Source organism: Citrobacter sp. FP75 (genome assembly GCF_018342065.1).
GTDB lineage: Bacteria > Pseudomonadota > Gammaproteobacteria > Enterobacterales > Enterobacteriaceae > Citrobacter.
Window position 1 is genome coordinate 83,212 of record NZ_JAFDOE010000004.1, and the last position, 18,521, is coordinate 101,732.

Genomic DNA, 18,521 nt, shown 5'->3' on the forward strand with positions numbered 1-18,521 from the left:
GCCTACGGTTAACTTAGCACAGCTCCAGCTGAATATGGTGGTCGGCAATGACCTGCATCACGCCAGCGGGCGGCAGCGTGTCGGTATACACCGCATCCACCATGCTGATACTGCCCATATTCACCATCGCGTTACGACCAAACTTCGAGTGATCCACCACCAGCATCACATGGCGTGAATTCTCAATAATGGCGCGTTTGGTGCGAACTTCGTGATAATCAAACTCCAACAATGAACCATCGCTGTCGATACCGCTGATCCCCAAAATACCGAAGTCCAGACGAAACTGTGAAATAAAGTCGAGGGTGGCTTCGCCCATAATACCGCCGTCGCGGCTACGCAGTTCGCCGCCGGCCAGAATAATGCGGAAATCCTCTTTCACCATCAGCGTATTCGCCACATTGAGGTTGTTAGTCACAATGCGCAAATTGCTGTGATTGAGCAGCGCGTGGGCGACCGCTTCCGGCGTGGTGCCGATATCAATAAACAGCGTCGAGCCGTTCGGGATCTGCGTGGCAACTTTGCGGGCAATGCGCTCTTTTTCCGCCGTCTGCGTCGCTTTACGGTCATGCCACGGAGTATTGACCGAGCTGGATGGCAACGCCGCGCCGCCGTGGTGGCGCAAAATCATGTTCTGATCGGCCAGATCGTTAAGATCCCGGCGAATCGTCTGCGGGCTGACGGAGAAATGCTCCACCAGCTCCTCGGTACTGACGTATCCCTGTTTTTTTACCAGTTCGATGATCGCGTCATGTCGTTGTGTTTGTTTCATTATTAGTCCCTGGGATTACGTTCGTTTTCGCACATGAATAGTATCAGCAAATGCCATTGCCAGACCCACGGCCAGCCCGGCGATATGTGCGCCGTTCGCCATCGACATGCCGAACAAATCAAACCAGCCGGCAACAATCCAGATCAAGGCAAAGATAATCAAACCACGCTGCAGGAAAATACCGCTTTGCGGATCGCGCTCACCGCGCAGCCACACATAGCCCATCAACGCATACACCACGCCAGACAATCCGCCAAACCACGGGCCGCTAAACTTCTGCTGCACGTAGCCGCTCAGCAGTGCGCTGATGACGGTAATAACGATCAGTTTTCCGCTGCCCAGTCGCTTTTCCACCGCCCCGCCGAGATACCACCACCACAGCAGGTTAAAGAGAATATGCATCAGCGAGAAGTGCATAAAAGCGTGGGTGAAATAGCGCCAGAATTCAAATTTCAGCGTAGGGTCGAATGGCCACGCCAGCCACAACATGACCGCCTGATCGCCCACCACGTTCATGGCGATATACACCAGCACGCACGCGGCCATCACCGCCCAGGTTACCGGACCGGCGCGTTCGCGCAACGTGGCAAGAAACGGAAAACGTTGATAGTGCAGGCCGCTGTCCGTTTGACCAGACTGCCAGCTGGCTGCCAGGTAACGCGGATCGCCTGGGTTTTCCAGAAAACGCGCCAGTTCAGCGCGCACGCGCTCAGCCTGAGACTCATCCGCCAGCCAGACATCCGTTTGCTGATGTTGTTGAATCGTCAGGATAACGCCCTGTGTCGCCATGTAATCAACAAATGCCTGCGCCACGCGGGGGTTAGCAAAAGAGGTAATCATCAACATTGTTGCTGTCGCTTATTCCACACAAAAGAGGACAGTATATATATCATGCCCGTTTCAGGCTGCATCTTTGTTGGTTTACGACCCGTATGCCACTTCTGCAGGAAAATGACGATGCCAGGCGTCAAAACCACCGTCAACGCTGTAAACCGCGTCATAGCCTTGTTGAAGCAGATATTGCGCCGCGCCTTTGCTGCTGTTGCCGTGGTAACACATCACCAGCACGGTGGTATCAAAATCATGGTCACGCATAAACGACCCTAGCGTATCGTTAGTCAGATGAAACGCCTGCGGCGCATGGCCCATGGCATAGCTTTGCGGATCGCGGATATCCACCAGCACCGCCGTTCCATGCAGCAGCTTCTGATGGGCTTCTTCGACATTGATACATTCAAACTGATCCATGGCTTTCTCTTCTTTATATTGCAGGTGATGCTTTGCAAGCATGTTACTTCCTAGTGTACGTCCCGACGGCAGTTAAACGCCATAATGTTATATGTATCACTGTAAATTGTTTATCCGATGTTACCAATGGCGCGATTCTTTGCTATTATGCTCGATAACGAACATTAATGAGCTATAACGAAAGTGCGAGAGGCCAGCATGGAAACCAAAGATCTGATTGTGATAGGTGGAGGCATCAACGGTGCCGGTATCGCGGCAGATGCCGCTGGACGCGGTTTATCCGTGCTGATGCTGGAAGCGCAGGATTTAGCCTGTGCAACCTCCTCCGCCAGTTCCAAACTCATCCATGGTGGCCTGCGCTACCTGGAACACTACGAATTCCGTCTGGTCAGCGAAGCGCTGGCTGAACGCGAAGTATTGTTGAAAATGGCACCGCATATCGCCTTCCCGATGCGTTTTCGTCTACCCCATCGCCCGCACCTGCGCCCGGCATGGATGATCCGTATTGGTCTGTTTATGTACGATCATCTGGGCAAACGCACCAGTTTGCCGAGTTCTACTGGTTTGCGTTTTGGCGCAGATTCTGTGATGAAGCCCGAGATTGTGCGCGGTTTCGAATATTCTGACTGCTGGGTGGACGATGCACGACTGGTTTTGGCAAATGCCCAAATGGTCGTACGTAAAGGTGGAGAAGTCTTAACCCGTACTCGCGCCACCTCCGCACGTCGTGAAAACGGTCTGTGGATTGTCGAAGCGGAAGATATCGATACCGGTAAAAAACACACCTGGCAGGCGCGCGGCCTGGTTAACGCCACCGGCCCGTGGGTGAAAGAGTTCTTCGACGACGGCATGCATCTGCCATCGCCGTACGGTATTCGTCTGATCAAAGGCAGCCACATCGTGGTGCCGCGCGTCCATACCCAGAAGCAGGCGTATATTCTGCAGAACGAAGACAAGCGTATTGTGTTTGTCATTCCGTGGATGGATGAGTTCTCGATCATCGGCACCACTGATGTCGAATACAAAGGCGATCCGAAAGCGGTGAAAATTGATGAAAGCGAAATCAATTATCTGCTGCAGGTCTACAACGCGCACTTCAAGAAACAGCTGGGCCGTGACGATATCGTCTGGACCTATTCGGGCGTGCGTCCGCTGTGTGATGACGAGTCCGATTCGCCGCAGGCTATCACCCGTGACTACACGCTGGATATCCACGACGAAAACGGCAAAGCACCGCTGCTGTCGGTCTTCGGCGGCAAGCTAACCACCTACCGTAAGCTGGCCGAGCACGCGATGGAAAAACTGTCGTCGTACTATCAGGGCATCGGTCCGGCGTGGACCAAAGAGTGCATCCTGCCCGGCGGTGATATCGGCGGTGACCGTGAAGATTACGCGGCAAAACTGCGCCGTCGCTATCCGTTCCTGTCTGAATCGCTGGCGCGCCACTATTCGCGCACCTACGGCAGCAACACCGAGTGGATCATCGGCGAAGCAACCTCGATTGCCGAGTTAGGCGAAGACTTCGGCCATGAGTTCTATGAGGCTGAGCTGAAATATCTGGTCGATCACGAATGGGTACGCCGCGCAGACGATGCGCTGTGGCGTCGCACGAAAGAAGGCATGTGGCTGAACGTCGAACAGCAATCGCGCATGACTCAGTGGCTTGCGGAATATGTTGAGAAACACCAGCTATCGCTGGCGTCTTAAGAATAAAGCCGGATGGCGGCTAACGCCTTATCCGGCCTACACAAATCAAAAGGCCCGGTCACGCTACCGGGCCTTTTTTACTACAACCGCACCGAATCAATATGCCAGATGTGTTCGGCGTACTCTTTGATCGTTCTGTCCGATGAGAAGTAACCCATATTGGCGATATTAATCATCGACCTGGTGGTCCACTCTTCCGGGCGGCCATACAGTTCGTCAACCTTGTCCTGGCAATCGACATAGCTGCGATAATCCGCCAGCACCTGATAGTGATCGCCAAAGTTGATCAATGAGTCCACCAGGTCACGATAGCGCCCCGGCTCTTCAGGGCTGAAGACCCCGCTGCCAATTTGCGTCAGCACCTGATGCAGTTCTTCATCTTTCTCGTAATACTCGCGTGGTTTGTAGCCCTGGCTGCGTAAGGCTTCAACCTCTTCCGCCGTATTACCGAAGATAAAGATATTCTCTGCGCCTACATGCTCCAGCATCTCGACGTTGGCGCCGTCCAGCGTGCCGATGGTCAACGCGCCGTTCAGGGCAAATTTCATGTTGCTGGTGCCGGACGCTTCCGTCCCGGCCAGCGAAATCTGCTCAGACAAATCGGCGGCAGGAATAATCACCTGCGCCAGGCTGACGCTGTAGTTCGGAATGAACACCACCTTCAACTTGTCGCCAATTTGCGGATCGTTGTTGATCACTTTAGCGACATCGTTGATCAGGTGAATAATGTGCTTCGCCATGTAATAGGCAGAAGCCGCTTTACCGGCGAAGATATTCACGCGCGGCACCCACTCGGCGTCAGGATCGGCCTTGATACGGTTGTAGCGGGTGATCACATGCAGCACATTCATCAGTTGACGCTTATACTCATGGATACGTTTGATCTGCACATCAAACAGCGATTTCGGGTTCACCACTACGTTCAACTGCTGGGCAATAAGCGTTGCCAGACGCTTTTTGTTCTCCAGCTTCGCATGGCGTACTGCCTGATTCACCAGCGGGTAATCGCAGTGCTGTTCAAGCTCGCTGAGCTGGCTGAGATCGGTACGCCAGGTACGGCCAATGTTCTCGTCCAGCACCTTAGAGAGCGGCGGGTTTGCCAGCGCCAGCCAGCGACGCGGCGTCACGCCGTTGGTAACGTTGCAAAAACGCGTCGGGAAGATCGTCGCAAAGTCAGCAAACAACGACTGTACCATCAGGTTGGAGTGCAACTCAGAAACACCGTTAACCTTGTGACTCACCACCACCGCCAGCCATGCCATACGTACACGGCGACCGTTAGATTCATCAATGATAGAGGTGCGTCCCAGCAGACCGGTGTCATTCGGATACTGTTCCTGCAACGTCTTCAGGAAGTAGTCGTTAATTTCAAAAATAATTTGCAGATGACGCGGCAGAATTTTGCCCAGCATATCGACGGGCCAGGTTTCCAGCGCTTCGCTCATCAGCGTGTGGTTGGTATACGAGAACACCTGACAGCAGACCTCAAACGCGTCGTCCCAGCTAAACTTATGCTCATCAATCAGCAGACGCATCAGCTCAGGAATAGACAACACAGGGTGGGTATCGTTGAGGTGAATGGCGATTTTATCCGCCAGGTTATCGTAGGTTTTGTGCAGCTGATAATGGCGGCTCAAAATGTCCTGGATCGTCGAGGAGACCAGGAAGTACTCCTGACGCAGACGCAGTTCGCGCCCGGAATAGGTGGAGTCATCCGGGTACAGTACGCGGGAGACGTTCTCGGAGTGGTTTTTATCTTCCACCGCCGCGAAGTAGTCGCCCTGGTTAAATTTACCGAGGTTGATTGCGCTACTGGCCTGAGCGTTCCACAGGCGCAGCGTGTTGGTGGCGTCAGTATCGTACCCCGGGATAATCTGGTCATAAGCCACCGCGAGGATCTCTTCGGTCTCGATCCAGCGCATCTTCTTGCCTTCCATCTGAACACGCCCACCAAAGCGCACTTTGTAGCGCGTATTGTGGCGTTTGAACTCCCACGGATTACCGTATTCCAGCCAGTAGTCCGGGGACTCTTTCTGCCGACCATCAACAATGTTCTGTTTGAACATGCCGTAATCGTAGCGAATACCGTAGCCACGCCCCGGCAGGCCTAACGTTGCCAGCGAGTCGAGGAAACAGGCCGCCAGACGCCCGAGACCGCCGTTGCCGAGGCCGGGGTCATTTTCTTCGTCGATCAGATCTTCGAGATCCAACCCCATGCCTTCCAGCGCATTTTTGACATCGTCATAAATCCCCAACGATAACAGTGCATTGGAAAGCGTGCGGCCAATCAGAAACTCCATTGACAGATAGTAGACCTGACGAGTTTCCTGGGATAATTGCGCACGGTTAGAACGCAGCCAGCGCTCCACGAGGCGATCGCGCACCGCGAATAACGTGGCGTTAAGCCACTCATGTTTGTTGGCAATGACCGGATCTTTGCCAATCGTGAACATCAGCTTGTAGGCGATAGAATGCTTAAGAGCCTCTACGCTGAGTGTGGGCGATGCATAACTAAATGGAGCATTCATATAGGTGATTCCTGGATATCTATTTCAAGCGATAGTAAAGCTCACGGTAGGACTTCGCCGCGACTTGCCAGCTAAAATCCATTGCCATTGCCTGACGTTGCACAAACCGCCAGAGCGAAGGGCGGGACCACAACACGAAAGCACGCCGGATCGCCCGTAACAGCGACCAGGCATTACTATCTTCAAATACAAACCCACTGGCGATACCGTCCGCCAGGTTTTCCAGCGAACTGTCAGAAACTGTATCAGCCAGCCCACCGGTGCGCCGCACCAGCGGCAGCGTACCGTACTTCAGTCCATATAATTGCGTCAGGCCGCACGGCTCAAAACGGCTGGGCACCAGAATAACGTCGGCCCCACCCATGATGCGGTGTGAGAAAGCCTCGTGATAGCCAATCTGCACGCCGACCTGTCCTGGATGCTCTGCCGCTGCGGCGAGAAAACCTTCCTGCAGCACGGGATCGCCCGCGCCGAGCAGGGCCAGTTGTCCGCCTTGCTCCAGTAATCCTGGCAACGCTTCCAGCACCAGATCTAACCCTTTCTGGCTGGTCAGACGGCTCACGACTGCAAAAAGCGGCGCTTTGTCGTTAACCTTAAGCCCCATGGCAATCTGCAACTGACGCTTGTTCTCTGCTTTATCTTCCAGCGTATCGCGGGTATAGCGCGACGCCAACAGCAGGTCCGTTTCCGGACTCCAGATGTTTTCATCAACACCGTTCAGCACGCCGGAAAGTCGCCCTTCACGGTGACGCTGCTGCAACAACCCTTCCATTCCGTAAGCAAACTGCACTTCGGTGATTTCACGCGCATAGGTCGGGCTCACCGCCGTAATATGGTCGGCGTAGTACAGCCCCGCCTTCAGGAATGAAATCTGTCCGTTAAACTCCAGCCCATGCACATTAAAGAACGACCATGGCAATTGGATGTCATCCATATGCTTTGCATAAAACATGCCTTGATAGGCCAGGTTGTGCACGGTGAACACCGATTTCGCCGGATGGCCGCGTGCCGCCAGATATGCCGGGGCCAGACCGGCATGCCAGTCGTGCGCGTGCACCACATCCGGGCGCCAGAATGGGTCAAGACCGCAGGCCATTTCACATCCGACCCAGCCGAGCAGCGCAAAGCGCAGGACGTTGTCGGTGTAAGCAAACAGGTTGGTATCGTGATATGGACTGCCAGGACGGTCATAGAGATGCGGCGCATCAATCAGGTAAATGCCAACGCCGTTGTAATGTCCGAACAGCAGCGTTATCCGGCCCGCGAAGGTATCCCGACGCGTTACCACCTGCGCATCAGGAATACCGCGACGAATATCCGGAAACGCCGGGAGCACCACGCGGGCATCCACACCATCTGCAATTTGTGCGGCGGGCAGCGCCCCAAGAACATCTGCCAGTCCCCCGGTTTTTAACAGGGGGAACATCTCTGAACATACGTGTAAAACCTGCATTATCGCTCCTGTTTGATCTGCAGTTTGCGCAGCATTTCACGCGTGACCAGCACAATGCCTTCCTCTGAGCGGTAGAAGCGACGCGCATCTTCTTCCGCGTTTTCGCCAATCACCATGCCTTCAGGGATAATACAGGCGCGGTCAATGATGCAGCGGCGCAAGCGGCACGAACGCCCTACCCACACTTCAGGTAATAACACTGCCGAATCAATGTTACAGAATGAATTCACGCGCACCCGTGGGAACAAAACGGACTGCACCACCACCGAACCGGAAATAATGCATCCGCCGGACACCAGCGAGTTCAGCGTCATACCGTGGCTACCGGAACGGTCCTGCACAAACTTCGCCGGCGGCAGTGATTCCATATGCGTGCGAATCGGCCAGTCCTGGTCGTACATATCCAGTTCAGGCGTCACCGAAGCCAGATCGAGGTTGGCCTTCCAGTAGGCTTCCAGCGTCCCAACGTCGCGCCAGTACGGCTCAGATTCCGGGTCAGACTGTACGCAAGACTTAGGAAATGGATGCGCATAAGCCATGCCAGCTGCGGTGATTTTCGGGATGATATCTTTACCGAAATCGTGGCTGGAGTTTTCATCGAGATCATCTTCCGCCAGTAATTCATACAGATAATCAGCGTCAAAAACATAGATCCCCATACTGGCGAGAGATCGGGTTGGATCGTTTGGCATAGCCGGTGGGTTGGCCGGTTTTTCAACGAATTCGATAATTTTATCGGTGTCGTCCACGTCCATAACGCCAAATGCGCTGGCTTCTTCAATCGGCACTGGCATACAGGCGACGGTGCAGCGCGCGCCTTTCTCAACGTGGTCGATCAACATGCGCGAGTAGTCCTGCTTGTAGATATGATCGCCCGCGAGGATCACCACATATTCCGCTTTATAGCGTCGAATGATGTCCAGGTTTTGGGTGACCGCATCCGCCGTGCCGCGATACCAGTTTTCACCCTGCATCCTTTGCTGGGCGGGCAGCAAATCGACAAACTCGTTCATCTCTTCGCTAAAGAAAGACCAGCCGCGCTGGATATGCTGCACCAGCGTATGCGACTGATACTGCGTGATCACGCCAATACGGCGGATCCCGGAGTTAATGCAGTTGGATAAAGCAAAATCGATAATGCGGAACTTACCGCCAAAGTGCACGGCAGGCTTGGCGCGTTTGTTGGTTAAATCTTTCAGGCGGGTACCACGACCACCGGCCAGGATAAGGGCAACAGATTTTAATGGCAGCTGGCGCGCCAACATTACACGATCGTTCTTCTCTAAACTCACCATGACTAACTCCTTTTTTATCATCTTTGGAACACACACAGTCCGTGCGCAGGTCCCTGCCAGACAGCCGTAATAACCGGATTATCCTCTCCGGCAAATGGAGGAACAGCGTGCCATTCCCCTTCAGGTAAAACGATATCTGTTACCTCAAGCGTGGCGTTTATCGCGATCAGGAAACGATCTGAAAGCAGGATCTGCATCTGCTTCGGGCCGTTTTGCCACTCATCCGCACTTAAGGGTTGTGCGTATCGGTTCAGCCAACGCACATTGCCGTCACCCTCTTCCCACCAGCAATCGCCTGTTAATGCAGGAATTTGCTGGCGAAGATGAATCAACGCGGCGGTAAATGTGGTTAGCCCGCTGTTTGCCTGCTGCCAGTCCAGCCAGGTTAAGGCGTTGTCCTGGCAGTAAGCGTTATTGTTGCCGTGCTGGCTATGACCATGCTCATCGCCCGCCAGCAACATCGGCGTCCCCTGAGAGAGCAACAGCGTGGTTAACAGCGCATGAATGCTGTCGCGCCGCCGTTCAATCAGGTCCAGCGTGCCGCCTAATCCTTCTTTACCATGATTGTCGCTGTAGTTATTGCTGGTGCCGTCGCGATTTTCCTCACCGTTGGCCTCATTGTGCTTATTTGTGAAGCACACACAGTCACGCAGCGTAAAACCATCATGCGCGGTCACCAGATTGACCGATGCGCCAGGCTTGCGACCATTACGTTTAAACATGTCGCTGGATGCCGCAAAACGTCCGGCAAACTCCCCGAGGGGCAGATTACGCTGGAGCCAGAAGCGTCGCGTTGCGTCACGGAAATGGTCATTCCACTCGGCAAACGGTGGGGGGAAATTACCCACCTGATATCCGCCCTCACCGATATCCCACGGCTCCGCAATCAGCTTAACGCGAGAGAGCTGCGGGCAGTTTTGGATCGCGGTAAACAACGGCGCATCCTGACGAAATGCAGGTGTACGCCCCATGACGGAAGCCAAATCAAAACGAAAACCATCTACATGACAGGTTTCAACCCAATAACGCAGGCATTCGCATGCATACTCCACCACGCCGGGGTGGCTCAGGTTGAGGGTGTTGCCACAGCCGGTCCAGTTGTAGTAATCACCATCTTCCCTAATCCAATAATAGCTACGGTTATCAATTCCGCGCAGGGAGAAAACCGGTCCTTCAAGATCCAGCTCGGCGCTGTGGTTCAAAACAATATCGAGAATGACCTCAATCCCCGCTTTGTGCAGCGCTTTCACCGCATCGCGAAACTCATCAAGCGCACTCTCTGGTGAGCAGGCGTAGGCCGGATGCAGCGCGAACATCGCCACCGGGTTGTAGCCCCAGTAGTTCGACAGGCCCAAACGCTGCAGCCGTGGCTCACTGGCAAAATGCGCCACCGGCAACAGCTCCAGCGCGGTAATGCCGAGGTGTTTGAAATAGTCGATCATCACCGGATGACCGAGGGCTTTATAGGTGCCGCGAATCTCTTGCGGAATATCCGGGTGCAGATACGTCAACCCTTTGACGTGGGCTTCATAGATGACGGTGTTGCCCCACGGCGTGCGCGGCGGGGCATCGTCTTCCCAGTCATAACGGTCGGACACCACCACGCTTTTCAGGGCAATTGCCGCGTTATCGTGGTGATCCGGTTCGTTACCCCCATCGTGCAGCAGCGGATTATCTTTTAACTCACCGTCCACCCGGCGCGCGCAGGGGTCAATCAGCAGTTTCGCCGGGTTAAAACGGTGTCCCTGCTGCGGTTGCCACGGACCATGTACGCGATAACCGTAGCGCAAACCGGGCTTAGCATCGGCCAGATAGCCGTGCCAGACATCACCGCTACGCCCAGGCAGGTCATAGCGATGCTCACAGCCTTGCTCATCGAATACGCATAACTCAACGCGCTCGGCGTGCGCCGAAAAAAGGGTGAAATTGACGCCATGACCGTCATACGTTGCGCCATGGGGCGTGGCATTACCGGTTGCCAGTTGCGCCATCACCCCTCCCGCACCAGCCAGACAGTGGCCAGCGGCGGCAACGTAAGGCTCAGTGAATGCTGACGACCATGGCTGGCAATTTCATCGCTGTGTACCGCGCCGCCATTACCGGTATTGCTACCGTGGTAGTGCATCGAGTCGGTGTTGAGGATTTCACGCCATTTGCCCGGCTGGTTAATACCAAAGCGATAGCCAGGACGCGGGACCGGCGTAAAGTTGCTGGCAACGATAATTTCATTGCCGGCTTTGTCGCGACGGACAAAAACCAGCACCGAACGCTCGTTGTCATCGACCACCAGCCATTCAAAACCATAGCCGTCAAAGTCGAGCTCGTGCAGCGCTTTGTGATGACGATAGGTGTGGTTCAGGTCGCGCACCAGACGCTGTACGCCGTGGTGCCAGTTATCACCGCCTTCCAGCAGGTGCCAGTCAAGGCTTGCGTCGTGGTTCCATTCGCGTCCCTGAGCAAACTCGTTGCCCATAAACAGCAATTTCTTGCCAGGGAAGGCCCACATCCAGCCATAGTAGGCGCGCAGGTTGGCAAACTTCTGCCACGCATCGCCCGGCATGCGGTCGAGGATCGATTTCTTGCCGTGCACCACTTCATCGTGCGACAACGGCAGGACAAAGTTTTCGGTGTAGTTGTACAGCATGCCGAAGGTCAGCTTATCGTGGTGATGCTGGCGATAAATCGGGTCCAGCTTCATGTAGTCCAGCGTGTCGTGCATCCAGCCCAGGTTCCACTTATACCAGAACCCTAAGCCGCCCATATCCTGCGGTCTTGAAACACCGGCAAAGTCGGTCGACTCTTCCGCCATACTCACCGCGCCCGGCACCTGTTCGCCAAGAATACGGTTGGTATTACGTAAAAATTCAATGGCTTCGAGATTTTCACGACCACCAAATTCGTTGGGGATCCATTCGCCTTCTTTGCGACTGTAATCGCGATAAATCATCGATGCCACCGCATCTACGCGCAGTGCGTCAATGCCAAAACGCTCGATCCAGTACAGGGCATTGCCCACCAGATAGTTGCTGACTTCACGACGACCGTAGTTGTAGATCAGTGTGTTCCAGTCCTGATGATAGCCTTCGCGCGGGTCGCTGTGCTCATACAAACTGGTGCCGTCAAACTGAGCCAGACCAAAGTCATCCGACGGGAAGTGGCCAGGCACCCAGTCGAGAATGACGTTCAGCCCCGCCTGATGCGCCGCGTTCACAAAATAGCGGAAGTCATCGCGCGTGCCGAAACGACGGGTCGGTGCATACATGCCGGTCGGCTGGTAACCCCAACTACCGTCAAACGGATGTTCGTTAATCGGCAGCAGCTCAAGATGGGTAAAGCCCATCCACTTCACGTAGGGGATCAACTGATCCGCCAGCTCGCGATAGCTCAGCCAGAAGTTGTTATCCGTATGACGACGCCACGAGCCCAGGTGCACTTCGTAGATAGAGATCGGCGCATCAAACTGGTTGGCTTTTTTGCGTTCCTCGGTTTGCACCACTTTTTCCGGCAGACCGCAGATAAGCGACGCCGTTTCCGGGCGCATTTGCGCCTCGAATGCATACGGATCGGCTTTAACACGCAAATGGCCGTTGGCATCGATCATCTCGTATTTATACAGCTGACCATGCTGTGCGCCAGGGATAAACAGCTCCCAGATGCCGCTCTCTTTACGCAGGCGCATCGGATGGCGACGACCATCCCAGTAGTTGAACTGACCCACTACCGAAACACGCTGCGCATTCGGCGCCCAGACGGAGAAACGCGTGCCGGTTACGCCGTCCATGGTATCGGCATGTGCGCCCAACGTTTCGTAAGGGCGCAGGTGCGTCCCTTCAGACAATAGCCAGGCGTCCATATCCTGAATAAGCGGGCCAAAACGATAAGGGTCATCGATCAGATTCTGCTGTCCATGCCAGACAACAGCCAGTTGATAGCGAAAAAAATTTTTACGGCGGGGAAGTACAGCACAGAAAAAACCGCGAGAGTCGAGGCAGTCCAGCTTGCCGACTTTGCGTCCGGTTTTGGGTTCGATCACCCACACTTCGGTGGCGTCAGGTAATAGGGCACGAACTTCAAGCCCGGCTTCAGTTTGGTGCATACCGAGTACGGAAAATGGATCCGCAAAATGGCCTGCAATTAGCGCATTAATCACGTCTCTATCGATACGAACGGACATGGTTGTCATCCTGTTTTATGGTGTCACCCCTTCCAACTGATTTTCGACATCAGGTAGCGACACTTTTTTTGACCTGAACGGCGCAGCACAATTGTGCATCCTCTCTGCGTCGTCCCACCTTCAGGCAACAACTTAATACCTCCGGTATTAAGTCACTCTTAAAGAATAGCCAATGCTTTATCTTACCCCCTGTAAATAATGAAACATCTGCGTTTACTCCTGTATTACGCAAAAAAAGGGCGACTTAGCACCCATTGTTTAAACACGATAATTGTCTGCCGGATGGCGGCTCCGCCTTAGCCAGCAGACATGCGCTGAACGATTACGCCAGCTGGCGTAACATGCGGCGCAATGGCTCCGCAGCCCCCCAGAGCAGCTGGTCGCCCACGGTAAAGGCTGACAGGAACTCTGGTCCCATATTCAGCTTACGCAGACGTCCTACTGGCGTGGTCAACGTGCCGGTTACGGCCGCTGGGGTTAACTCACGCATGGTGATATCCCGATCGTTTGGCACCACTTTCGCCCACGGGTTGTGCGCGGCCAGCAGTTCTTCCACGGTCGGAATCGACACATCTTTTTTCAGTTTAATGGTGAACGCCTGGCTGTGGCAGCGCAGCGCGCCGACGCGCACGCACAGACCATCCACCGGGATCACGGAAGACGTGTTGAGAATTTTGTTGGTCTCTGCCTGTCCTTTCCACTCTTCACGGCTCTGACCGTTATCGAGCTGTTTGTCGATCCACGGAATCAGGCTCCCGGCCAGCGGTACGCCAAAGTTATCAACCGGCAGGTCACCGCTGCGGGACAGGGTTGTCACTTTACGTTCGATGTCGAGGATAGCAGAAGAAGGGGTCGCCAGTTCATCGGCCACATGGCTATACAGATGGCCCATCTGCGTCAGCAGTTCACGCATATGACGCGCGCCGCCGCCGGAAGCCGCCTGATAGGTCGCAACAGACACCCAGTCCACCAGATCGTTGGCAAACAGGCCACCGAGAGACATCAGCATCAGGCTGACGGTGCAGTTACCGCCGACAAAGGTCTTAACGCCTTTATTCAGACCATCGGTGATCACATCCTGGTTAACCGGATCGAGAATAATGATGGCATCGTCTTTCATGCGCAGCGTTGAGGCTGCGTCAATCCAGTAACCTTGCCAACCGCTTTCACGAAGCTTTGGATAGATTTCGTTGGTATAATCGCCGCCCTGACAGGTCACAATAATGTCGAGCGCCTTCAGCGCATCGAGATCAAATGCATCCTGAAGCATGCCGGTTGGGGTACCACCAAACGTCGGTGCTGCCTGACCAAGCTGGGAAGTAGAAAAGAAAACAGGGCGAATGGCGTCGAAGTCGCGTTCTTCTACCATGCGTTGCATGAGTACAGAGCCGACCATACCGCGCCAGCCGATAAAACCAACATTTTTCATAGCGTTTTTTCCTGCAGAGATGTGTGCTGTGTATGTACGTCATTATCCTGTGACGTGTCCTTCACCATACAAAAAGCAGCCAAAGTCGCAAGTGAAATTAATCAATGATAGCGAAGCCATCAGTAATGCGACTTATCCCGCTGCGCTAGCAAGCAGAAAGTCCGTGGTAATTATCAGGGAATTTGAGTTATGAATGAAATCATTTCAGCGGCAGTTTTATTGATCCTGATTATGGATCCGCTCGGAAATCTGCCCATTTTCATGTCCGTATTGAAACATACCGAACCAAAACGCCGTCGCGCAATTATGATTCGCGAGCTGTTTATTGCGCTGCTGGTGATGCTGATATTCCTGTTTGCGGGCGAGAAAATTCTGGCATTTCTTAGCCTGCGCGCAGAAACCGTATCGATTTCCGGGGGCATCATTTTGTTCCTGATCGCCATCAAGATGATTTTCCCCAGCGCCACCGGCAACAGCACCGGACTTCCGGCGGGTGAAGAGCCATTTATCGTCCCGCTGGCAATTCCGCTGGTGGCCGGCCCAACAATCCTGGCCTCGTTGATGCTGTTGTCGCATCAATACCCTAATCAGATGGGGCATTTGGTGATTGCGCTGCTGATCGCCTGGGGCGGTACGTTTGTGATTTTGCTGCAGTCGTCGCTGTTTTTGCGTCTACTGGGCGAGAAAGGGGTTAACGCGCTGGAGCGTCTGATGGGGCTGATTCTGGTGATGATGGCAACGCAGATGTTCCTCGACGGCGTGCGGATGTGGATGAAGGGGTGATATTTCGTTGATTTTGTAGGCCCGGTAAGCGCAAGCGCCGCCGGGCAATCGTGTTGAAACTGGAAGAACATGGTATTTCAGAGAACGGTTCCGTTCACGTTATGTTCGTTGCTTCTCTGGAGTTTCTTCATCGGTGAACGTGTTAAGGGGGCTACGCAGCCCCCTTAACAATCCCGGCTATCCGGCAGGAAAATCGCCGCTTCGCGGTTCCCTCGCCTTATTCCTTCCCGTTTCCGGGGACAGGCGCAGGTAGCGTCCATGCAAACGGCGCCCTCGCCGCGCATCCTTGCGCGTCGCCCCGGCGTCCAGGAAACAGCTCAGCGATTTTCAGCCGGACCAACGGCACCGCTGTAATTTCAGGTATTCCTTATGCTTTTAACTCGCTGAAAAAACGTATTTCCATTTCTGCGAGGTGCCTTCCGGAATGCCCTCTTGTCAGCATCGCGGATAAGCATTATCTTCTCGCTGCACCTGCAAAATCAGGTGCCAGGATTAGCCTTCTGAAAATCATACTGGCGACATATACTTCTATGTCGTACGACCGATTTCGTCTCAATGGCGGGTCGAGCGGGGGCGTCGCAAGACGCGCCGGTATCCAGTATGACCGGTAAGGCTAACTCCGCTCGATTCTGCCACCCGCGAGATTAGCCTCTCCGGTGGTGGTTTAAATAAAACATACTGGAGGCTGCCCTATGGCGACTACCCCTCTCTTTTCACACTCTTTATTTACCCTGCCCTTTAGCCATGCCACAGATTTCACCGAACTGGCGGATAACTGCGAGCGTTTTGTCGAAGGGCTGGTTGAATGCCATGACCCGGTTGAAAAACTGGCGATTTGTGCACGTCTGTCGGCCTGTCTCGCGTTATTGCAACCGACCTTAGCAGAACCTGTACCGCAGCATCTGCAAGCGAGCCTGACGGTAGAAACATTCCCGACCCGTTTTCCCCTTTTCGAGCCTGAGCCAGACCAGATGGGGCGTTACTGCCAGCTTTTGACGCATTTGCTGATGAGCAAAACGCTTTCTGATGATATGGAGCGAGTGGCGGGTGATTTGCTGCAGGATTTGGTGGGCTATTTCGCCGACACGCTGAAAGCACCGCGTTGGTTGAAAATCGAGGATGGTGTGATGGTGCTGTAAAAAAGCCGGGTGGCGCTTGCGCTTACCCGGCCTACGATGTGGATGTGTGCTCGTTTGTAGGCCCGGTAAGCGCAAGCGCCACCGGGCAACAAGACTCAGCTCAACAGCTGGAAGGCAATCATACCGACAATCGCACCGACCGTACCGAGGATGGTTTCCATCATCGTCCAGGTCTTCAGCGTTTGTGCTTCGGTCGCACCGGTAAACTTACCGAACAACCAGAAACCGGCGTCGTTGACGTGGCTGACCACGATCGAGCCGCCTGCGATACAGATAGACAGCGCCGCCATCTGTGCGCCGGAGAAGTTCAGCTGTTCAATCACTGGCATCACCAGACCCACCGCCGTTAAGCAGGCTACGGTTGCAGAACCCTGAATGATGCGCACCGCCGCCGCCAGCACGAAGCAGGTAATGGCAATCGGCAGGCCCATTCCGGTTAACGCTTCACCCAGCGCCGGACCAACGCCGGAATCGACCAGCACCTGTTTGAACACGCCGCCCGCACCGATCACCAGCAGAATAATCCCCGCCGGTTGCAGCGCGTGTCCGCAAATTTCCATCACCTTGTCTTTCGGCATACCCTGGCGAATTGCCAGACCGTAAATCGCCACCAGACAAGCCACCAGAATCGCAGTAAACGGGTGACCGATAAACTCGAACCATTGGTACGTAGTAGAACCGATCGGCACAAAGCGTGCGGCGATGGTTTTCAGGCCAACCAATACCAGCGGCAGCAGGATCAACGCCAGGCTAAAGCCGAAGGACGGCATTTTACCTTCGCCCAAGTGCGGCTCGGTAATGTCATCAGGAATGTTCAGCTCAACGTAACGGCTGATGAAATTACCCCACAGCGGTCCGGCGATAATCATACCCGGAATCGCCGCACACAGGCCAATCAGGATCATCCAGCCAAAGTCAGCGTGCATCTGGGAAGCCAGCAGCATTGGCGCTGGCCCCGGCAGCAGGAACGCAGCCGCCGCCGCCACACCCGCAAACAGCGGAATGACTAATTTAACCAGGTTGGTACCGGTGTGACGCGCCATCGAGAACGCTACGCTTATCAGCAGCACAATCGCCACTTCAAAGAACAGCGGCAGCGCGCAAATCAGACCGGCCAGGCCAATCGCGTAATGCGCGCGGCTATGGCCGAAGGATTTCAGCATCTTGACGGCAATCTGATCGACCGCGCCGGTCTCATGCAAAATCTTGCCGAACATCGCCCCCAGCGCCACAACAATCGCCAGGAAACCGAGCGTGCCTCCCATCCCTTTTTCCATGGTCGCGGCGATTTTATCGAGCGGCATACCGGAAAAGAGACCTGCACCAATAGACACCACCATCAAAGCAAGGAAGGCGTGCATGCGCGCCTTCATCACTAAAAACAGCAGTAATAAAACGGAACCTACTGCTGTTAAAACAAGCGTTAATGTAGTCACTACTTACTGCCCTGGTTAATAACCTCAATGGTGCTGGCGACCACACCGTCCAGTGGTTGATCGATATCGACCACCAGTACATCGTTTTCATTCGCACCCGGTTCTTCCAGCGCTTCAAACTGGGTCACCAGCATCTGCGTTTTGAAGAAGTGGCCTTTACGCGCTTTCAGGCGGCTTTCGATAACGTCAAAATCCCCTTTCAGATAGATGAAAGAGAGGTTCGGGTTACCATCGCGCAGCTGGTCGCGATAGACTTTTTTCAGGGCGGAACAGACGATCAGCGAAACCTTGTTGGTACGCTGCATTGCAAAGGCGGCGTCGTTCAGCGCCTGTAACCACGGTTTACGGTCATCATCGTTGAGTGGCTCACCGGAAGCCATTTTCATGATGTTGCTGCGCGGATGGAGAAAATCGCCATCAAGAAACGCGGCCTGCAGTTGATGCGCCACTTCGCTGGCGACAGCAGATTTACCGCTGCCCGATACGCCCATCAGAACGTAAACGTGGTGATCATGATTAGTCGTGCTCAAAGCGTTGCCCCCACTGGTACAAGAATC

General features: G+C 54.4%; 14 protein-coding genes. 3 read left to right on the top strand and 11 right to left on the bottom strand.

The window, feature by feature from the left end; genetic code table 11:
- Positions 1-13 precede the first annotated feature (13 nt).
- From JQ822_RS14985 to glpE, 3 genes are all read right to left on the bottom strand, one after another.
- The gene (locus JQ822_RS14985; protein WP_096759257.1) at positions 14-772 is read right to left on the bottom strand and encodes a DeoR/GlpR family transcriptional regulator; all 759 of its coding nucleotides are present in this window, start codon (positions 770-772) and stop codon (positions 14-16) included.
- 15 nt (positions 773-787) lie between these two features.
- A complete protein-coding gene (glpG, locus tag JQ822_RS14990) occupies positions 788-1,618 on the bottom strand; it encodes a rhomboid family intramembrane serine protease GlpG (protein WP_213134146.1) in 831 nt (276 codons plus the stop codon).
- Positions 1,619-1,693: 75 nt separating this feature from the next.
- Positions 1,694-2,020: a thiosulfate sulfurtransferase GlpE gene (glpE, locus tag JQ822_RS14995; protein WP_135324964.1), complete on the bottom strand. Its 327-nt coding sequence runs from the start codon at positions 2,018-2,020 to the stop codon at positions 1,694-1,696.
- 198 nt (positions 2,021-2,218) lie between these two features.
- Between glpE and glpD the strand changes: the two genes are divergently transcribed.
- Entirely contained in the window at positions 2,219-3,727 is a 1,509-nt protein-coding gene (gene glpD, locus JQ822_RS15000; protein WP_213134147.1) for a glycerol-3-phosphate dehydrogenase, read from the top strand.
- A gap of 80 nt (positions 3,728-3,807) precedes the next feature.
- Here glpD and glgP read toward each other — a convergent pair whose 3' ends face one another.
- From glgP to asd, 6 genes are all read right to left on the bottom strand, one after another.
- A complete protein-coding gene (gene glgP / locus JQ822_RS15005; RefSeq protein WP_213134148.1) occupies positions 3,808-6,255 on the bottom strand; it encodes a glycogen phosphorylase in 2,448 nt (815 codons plus the stop codon).
- Between the two features lie 19 nt (positions 6,256-6,274).
- Positions 6,275-7,708, bottom strand: coding sequence for a glycogen synthase GlgA (gene glgA / locus JQ822_RS15010; RefSeq protein ID WP_213134149.1), 1,434 nt, complete (start codon positions 7,706-7,708; stop codon positions 6,275-6,277).
- Positions 7,708-9,003, bottom strand: coding sequence for a glucose-1-phosphate adenylyltransferase (glgC, locus tag JQ822_RS15015; RefSeq protein WP_213134150.1), 1,296 nt, complete (start codon positions 9,001-9,003; stop codon positions 7,708-7,710). The genes glgA and glgC overlap by 1 nt, the downstream gene beginning before the upstream one ends.
- A gap of 17 nt (positions 9,004-9,020) precedes the next feature.
- Complete coding sequence (gene glgX / locus JQ822_RS15020; protein ID WP_213134151.1) at positions 9,021-10,994, bottom strand: glycogen debranching protein GlgX; 1,974 nt, start codon at positions 10,992-10,994, stop codon at positions 9,021-9,023.
- Positions 10,994-13,177 (bottom strand): 1,4-alpha-glucan branching enzyme, encoded by a 2,184-nt coding sequence (gene glgB, locus JQ822_RS15025; RefSeq protein ID WP_213134152.1) that lies wholly within the window; start codon positions 13,175-13,177, stop codon positions 10,994-10,996. Before glgB ends, glgX begins: the two co-directional genes overlap by 1 nt.
- 322 nt (positions 13,178-13,499) lie before the next feature.
- On the bottom strand, positions 13,500-14,606 hold the full coding sequence (gene asd, locus JQ822_RS15030; RefSeq protein WP_213134153.1) for an aspartate-semialdehyde dehydrogenase: 1,107 nt from the start codon (positions 14,604-14,606) through the stop codon (positions 13,500-13,502).
- 189 nt (positions 14,607-14,795) lie between these two features.
- On the opposite strand from asd, the gene yhgN reads away from it, so the two are divergent.
- On the top strand, positions 14,796-15,389 hold the full coding sequence (gene yhgN, locus JQ822_RS15035) for an NAAT family transporter YhgN (RefSeq protein ID WP_135324026.1): 594 nt from the start codon (positions 14,796-14,798) through the stop codon (positions 15,387-15,389).
- A 692-nt stretch (positions 15,390-16,081) separates the two neighbouring features.
- Positions 16,082-16,528 carry a hypothetical protein gene (locus JQ822_RS15045; protein ID WP_213134154.1) on the top strand — a complete coding sequence of 149 codons (447 nt, stop codon included), beginning with the start codon at positions 16,082-16,084 and terminating at the stop codon, positions 16,526-16,528.
- Positions 16,529-16,623: 95 nt separating this feature from the next.
- Here JQ822_RS15045 and gntU read toward each other — a convergent pair whose 3' ends face one another.
- Together gntU and gntK are read right to left on the bottom strand one after the other, a co-directional pair.
- Positions 16,624-17,964 carry a gluconate transporter gene (gene gntU / locus JQ822_RS15050; protein ID WP_213134155.1) on the bottom strand — a complete coding sequence of 447 codons (1,341 nt, stop codon included), beginning with the start codon at positions 17,962-17,964 and terminating at the stop codon, positions 16,624-16,626.
- A complete protein-coding gene (gene gntK / locus JQ822_RS15055) occupies positions 17,964-18,494 on the bottom strand; it encodes a gluconokinase (protein ID WP_003023475.1) in 531 nt (176 codons plus the stop codon). Before gntK ends, gntU begins: the two co-directional genes overlap by 1 nt.
- Between the last annotated feature and the right edge of the window lie 27 nt (positions 18,495-18,521).

Excerpts from the sequence above, each read along its gene's own strand:
- glgX (WP_213134151.1), bottom strand. The coding sequence starts at position 10,994 with ATGGCGCAACTGGCAACCGGTAATGCCACGCCCCATGGCGCAACGTAT.
- asd (WP_213134153.1), bottom strand. The coding sequence starts at position 14,606 with ATGAAAAATGTTGGTTTTATCGGCTGGCGCGGTATGGTCGGCTCTGTA.
- JQ822_RS15045 (WP_213134154.1), top strand. The coding sequence starts at position 16,082 with ATGGCGACTACCCCTCTCTTTTCACACTCTTTATTTACCCTGCCCTTT.
- glgB (WP_213134152.1), bottom strand. The coding sequence starts at position 13,177 with ATGTCCGTTCGTATCGATAGAGACGTGATTAATGCGCTAATTGCAGGC.
- glpG (WP_213134146.1), bottom strand. The coding sequence starts at position 1,618 with ATGTTGATGATTACCTCTTTTGCTAACCCCCGCGTGGCGCAGGCATTT.
- glgA (WP_213134149.1), bottom strand. The coding sequence starts at position 7,708 with ATGCAGGTTTTACACGTATGTTCAGAGATGTTCCCCCTGTTAAAAACC.
- glgP (WP_213134148.1), bottom strand. The coding sequence starts at position 6,255 with ATGAATGCTCCATTTAGTTATGCATCGCCCACACTCAGCGTAGAGGCT.
- glgC (WP_213134150.1), bottom strand. The coding sequence starts at position 9,003 with ATGGTGAGTTTAGAGAAGAACGATCGTGTAATGTTGGCGCGCCAGCTG.
- yhgN (WP_135324026.1), top strand. The coding sequence starts at position 14,796 with ATGAATGAAATCATTTCAGCGGCAGTTTTATTGATCCTGATTATGGAT.
- glpD (WP_213134147.1), top strand. The coding sequence starts at position 2,219 with ATGGAAACCAAAGATCTGATTGTGATAGGTGGAGGCATCAACGGTGCC.
- JQ822_RS14985 (WP_096759257.1), bottom strand. The coding sequence starts at position 772 with ATGAAACAAACACAACGACATGACGCGATCATCGAACTGGTAAAAAAA.
- glpE (WP_135324964.1), bottom strand. The coding sequence starts at position 2,020 with ATGGATCAGTTTGAATGTATCAATGTCGAAGAAGCCCATCAGAAGCTG.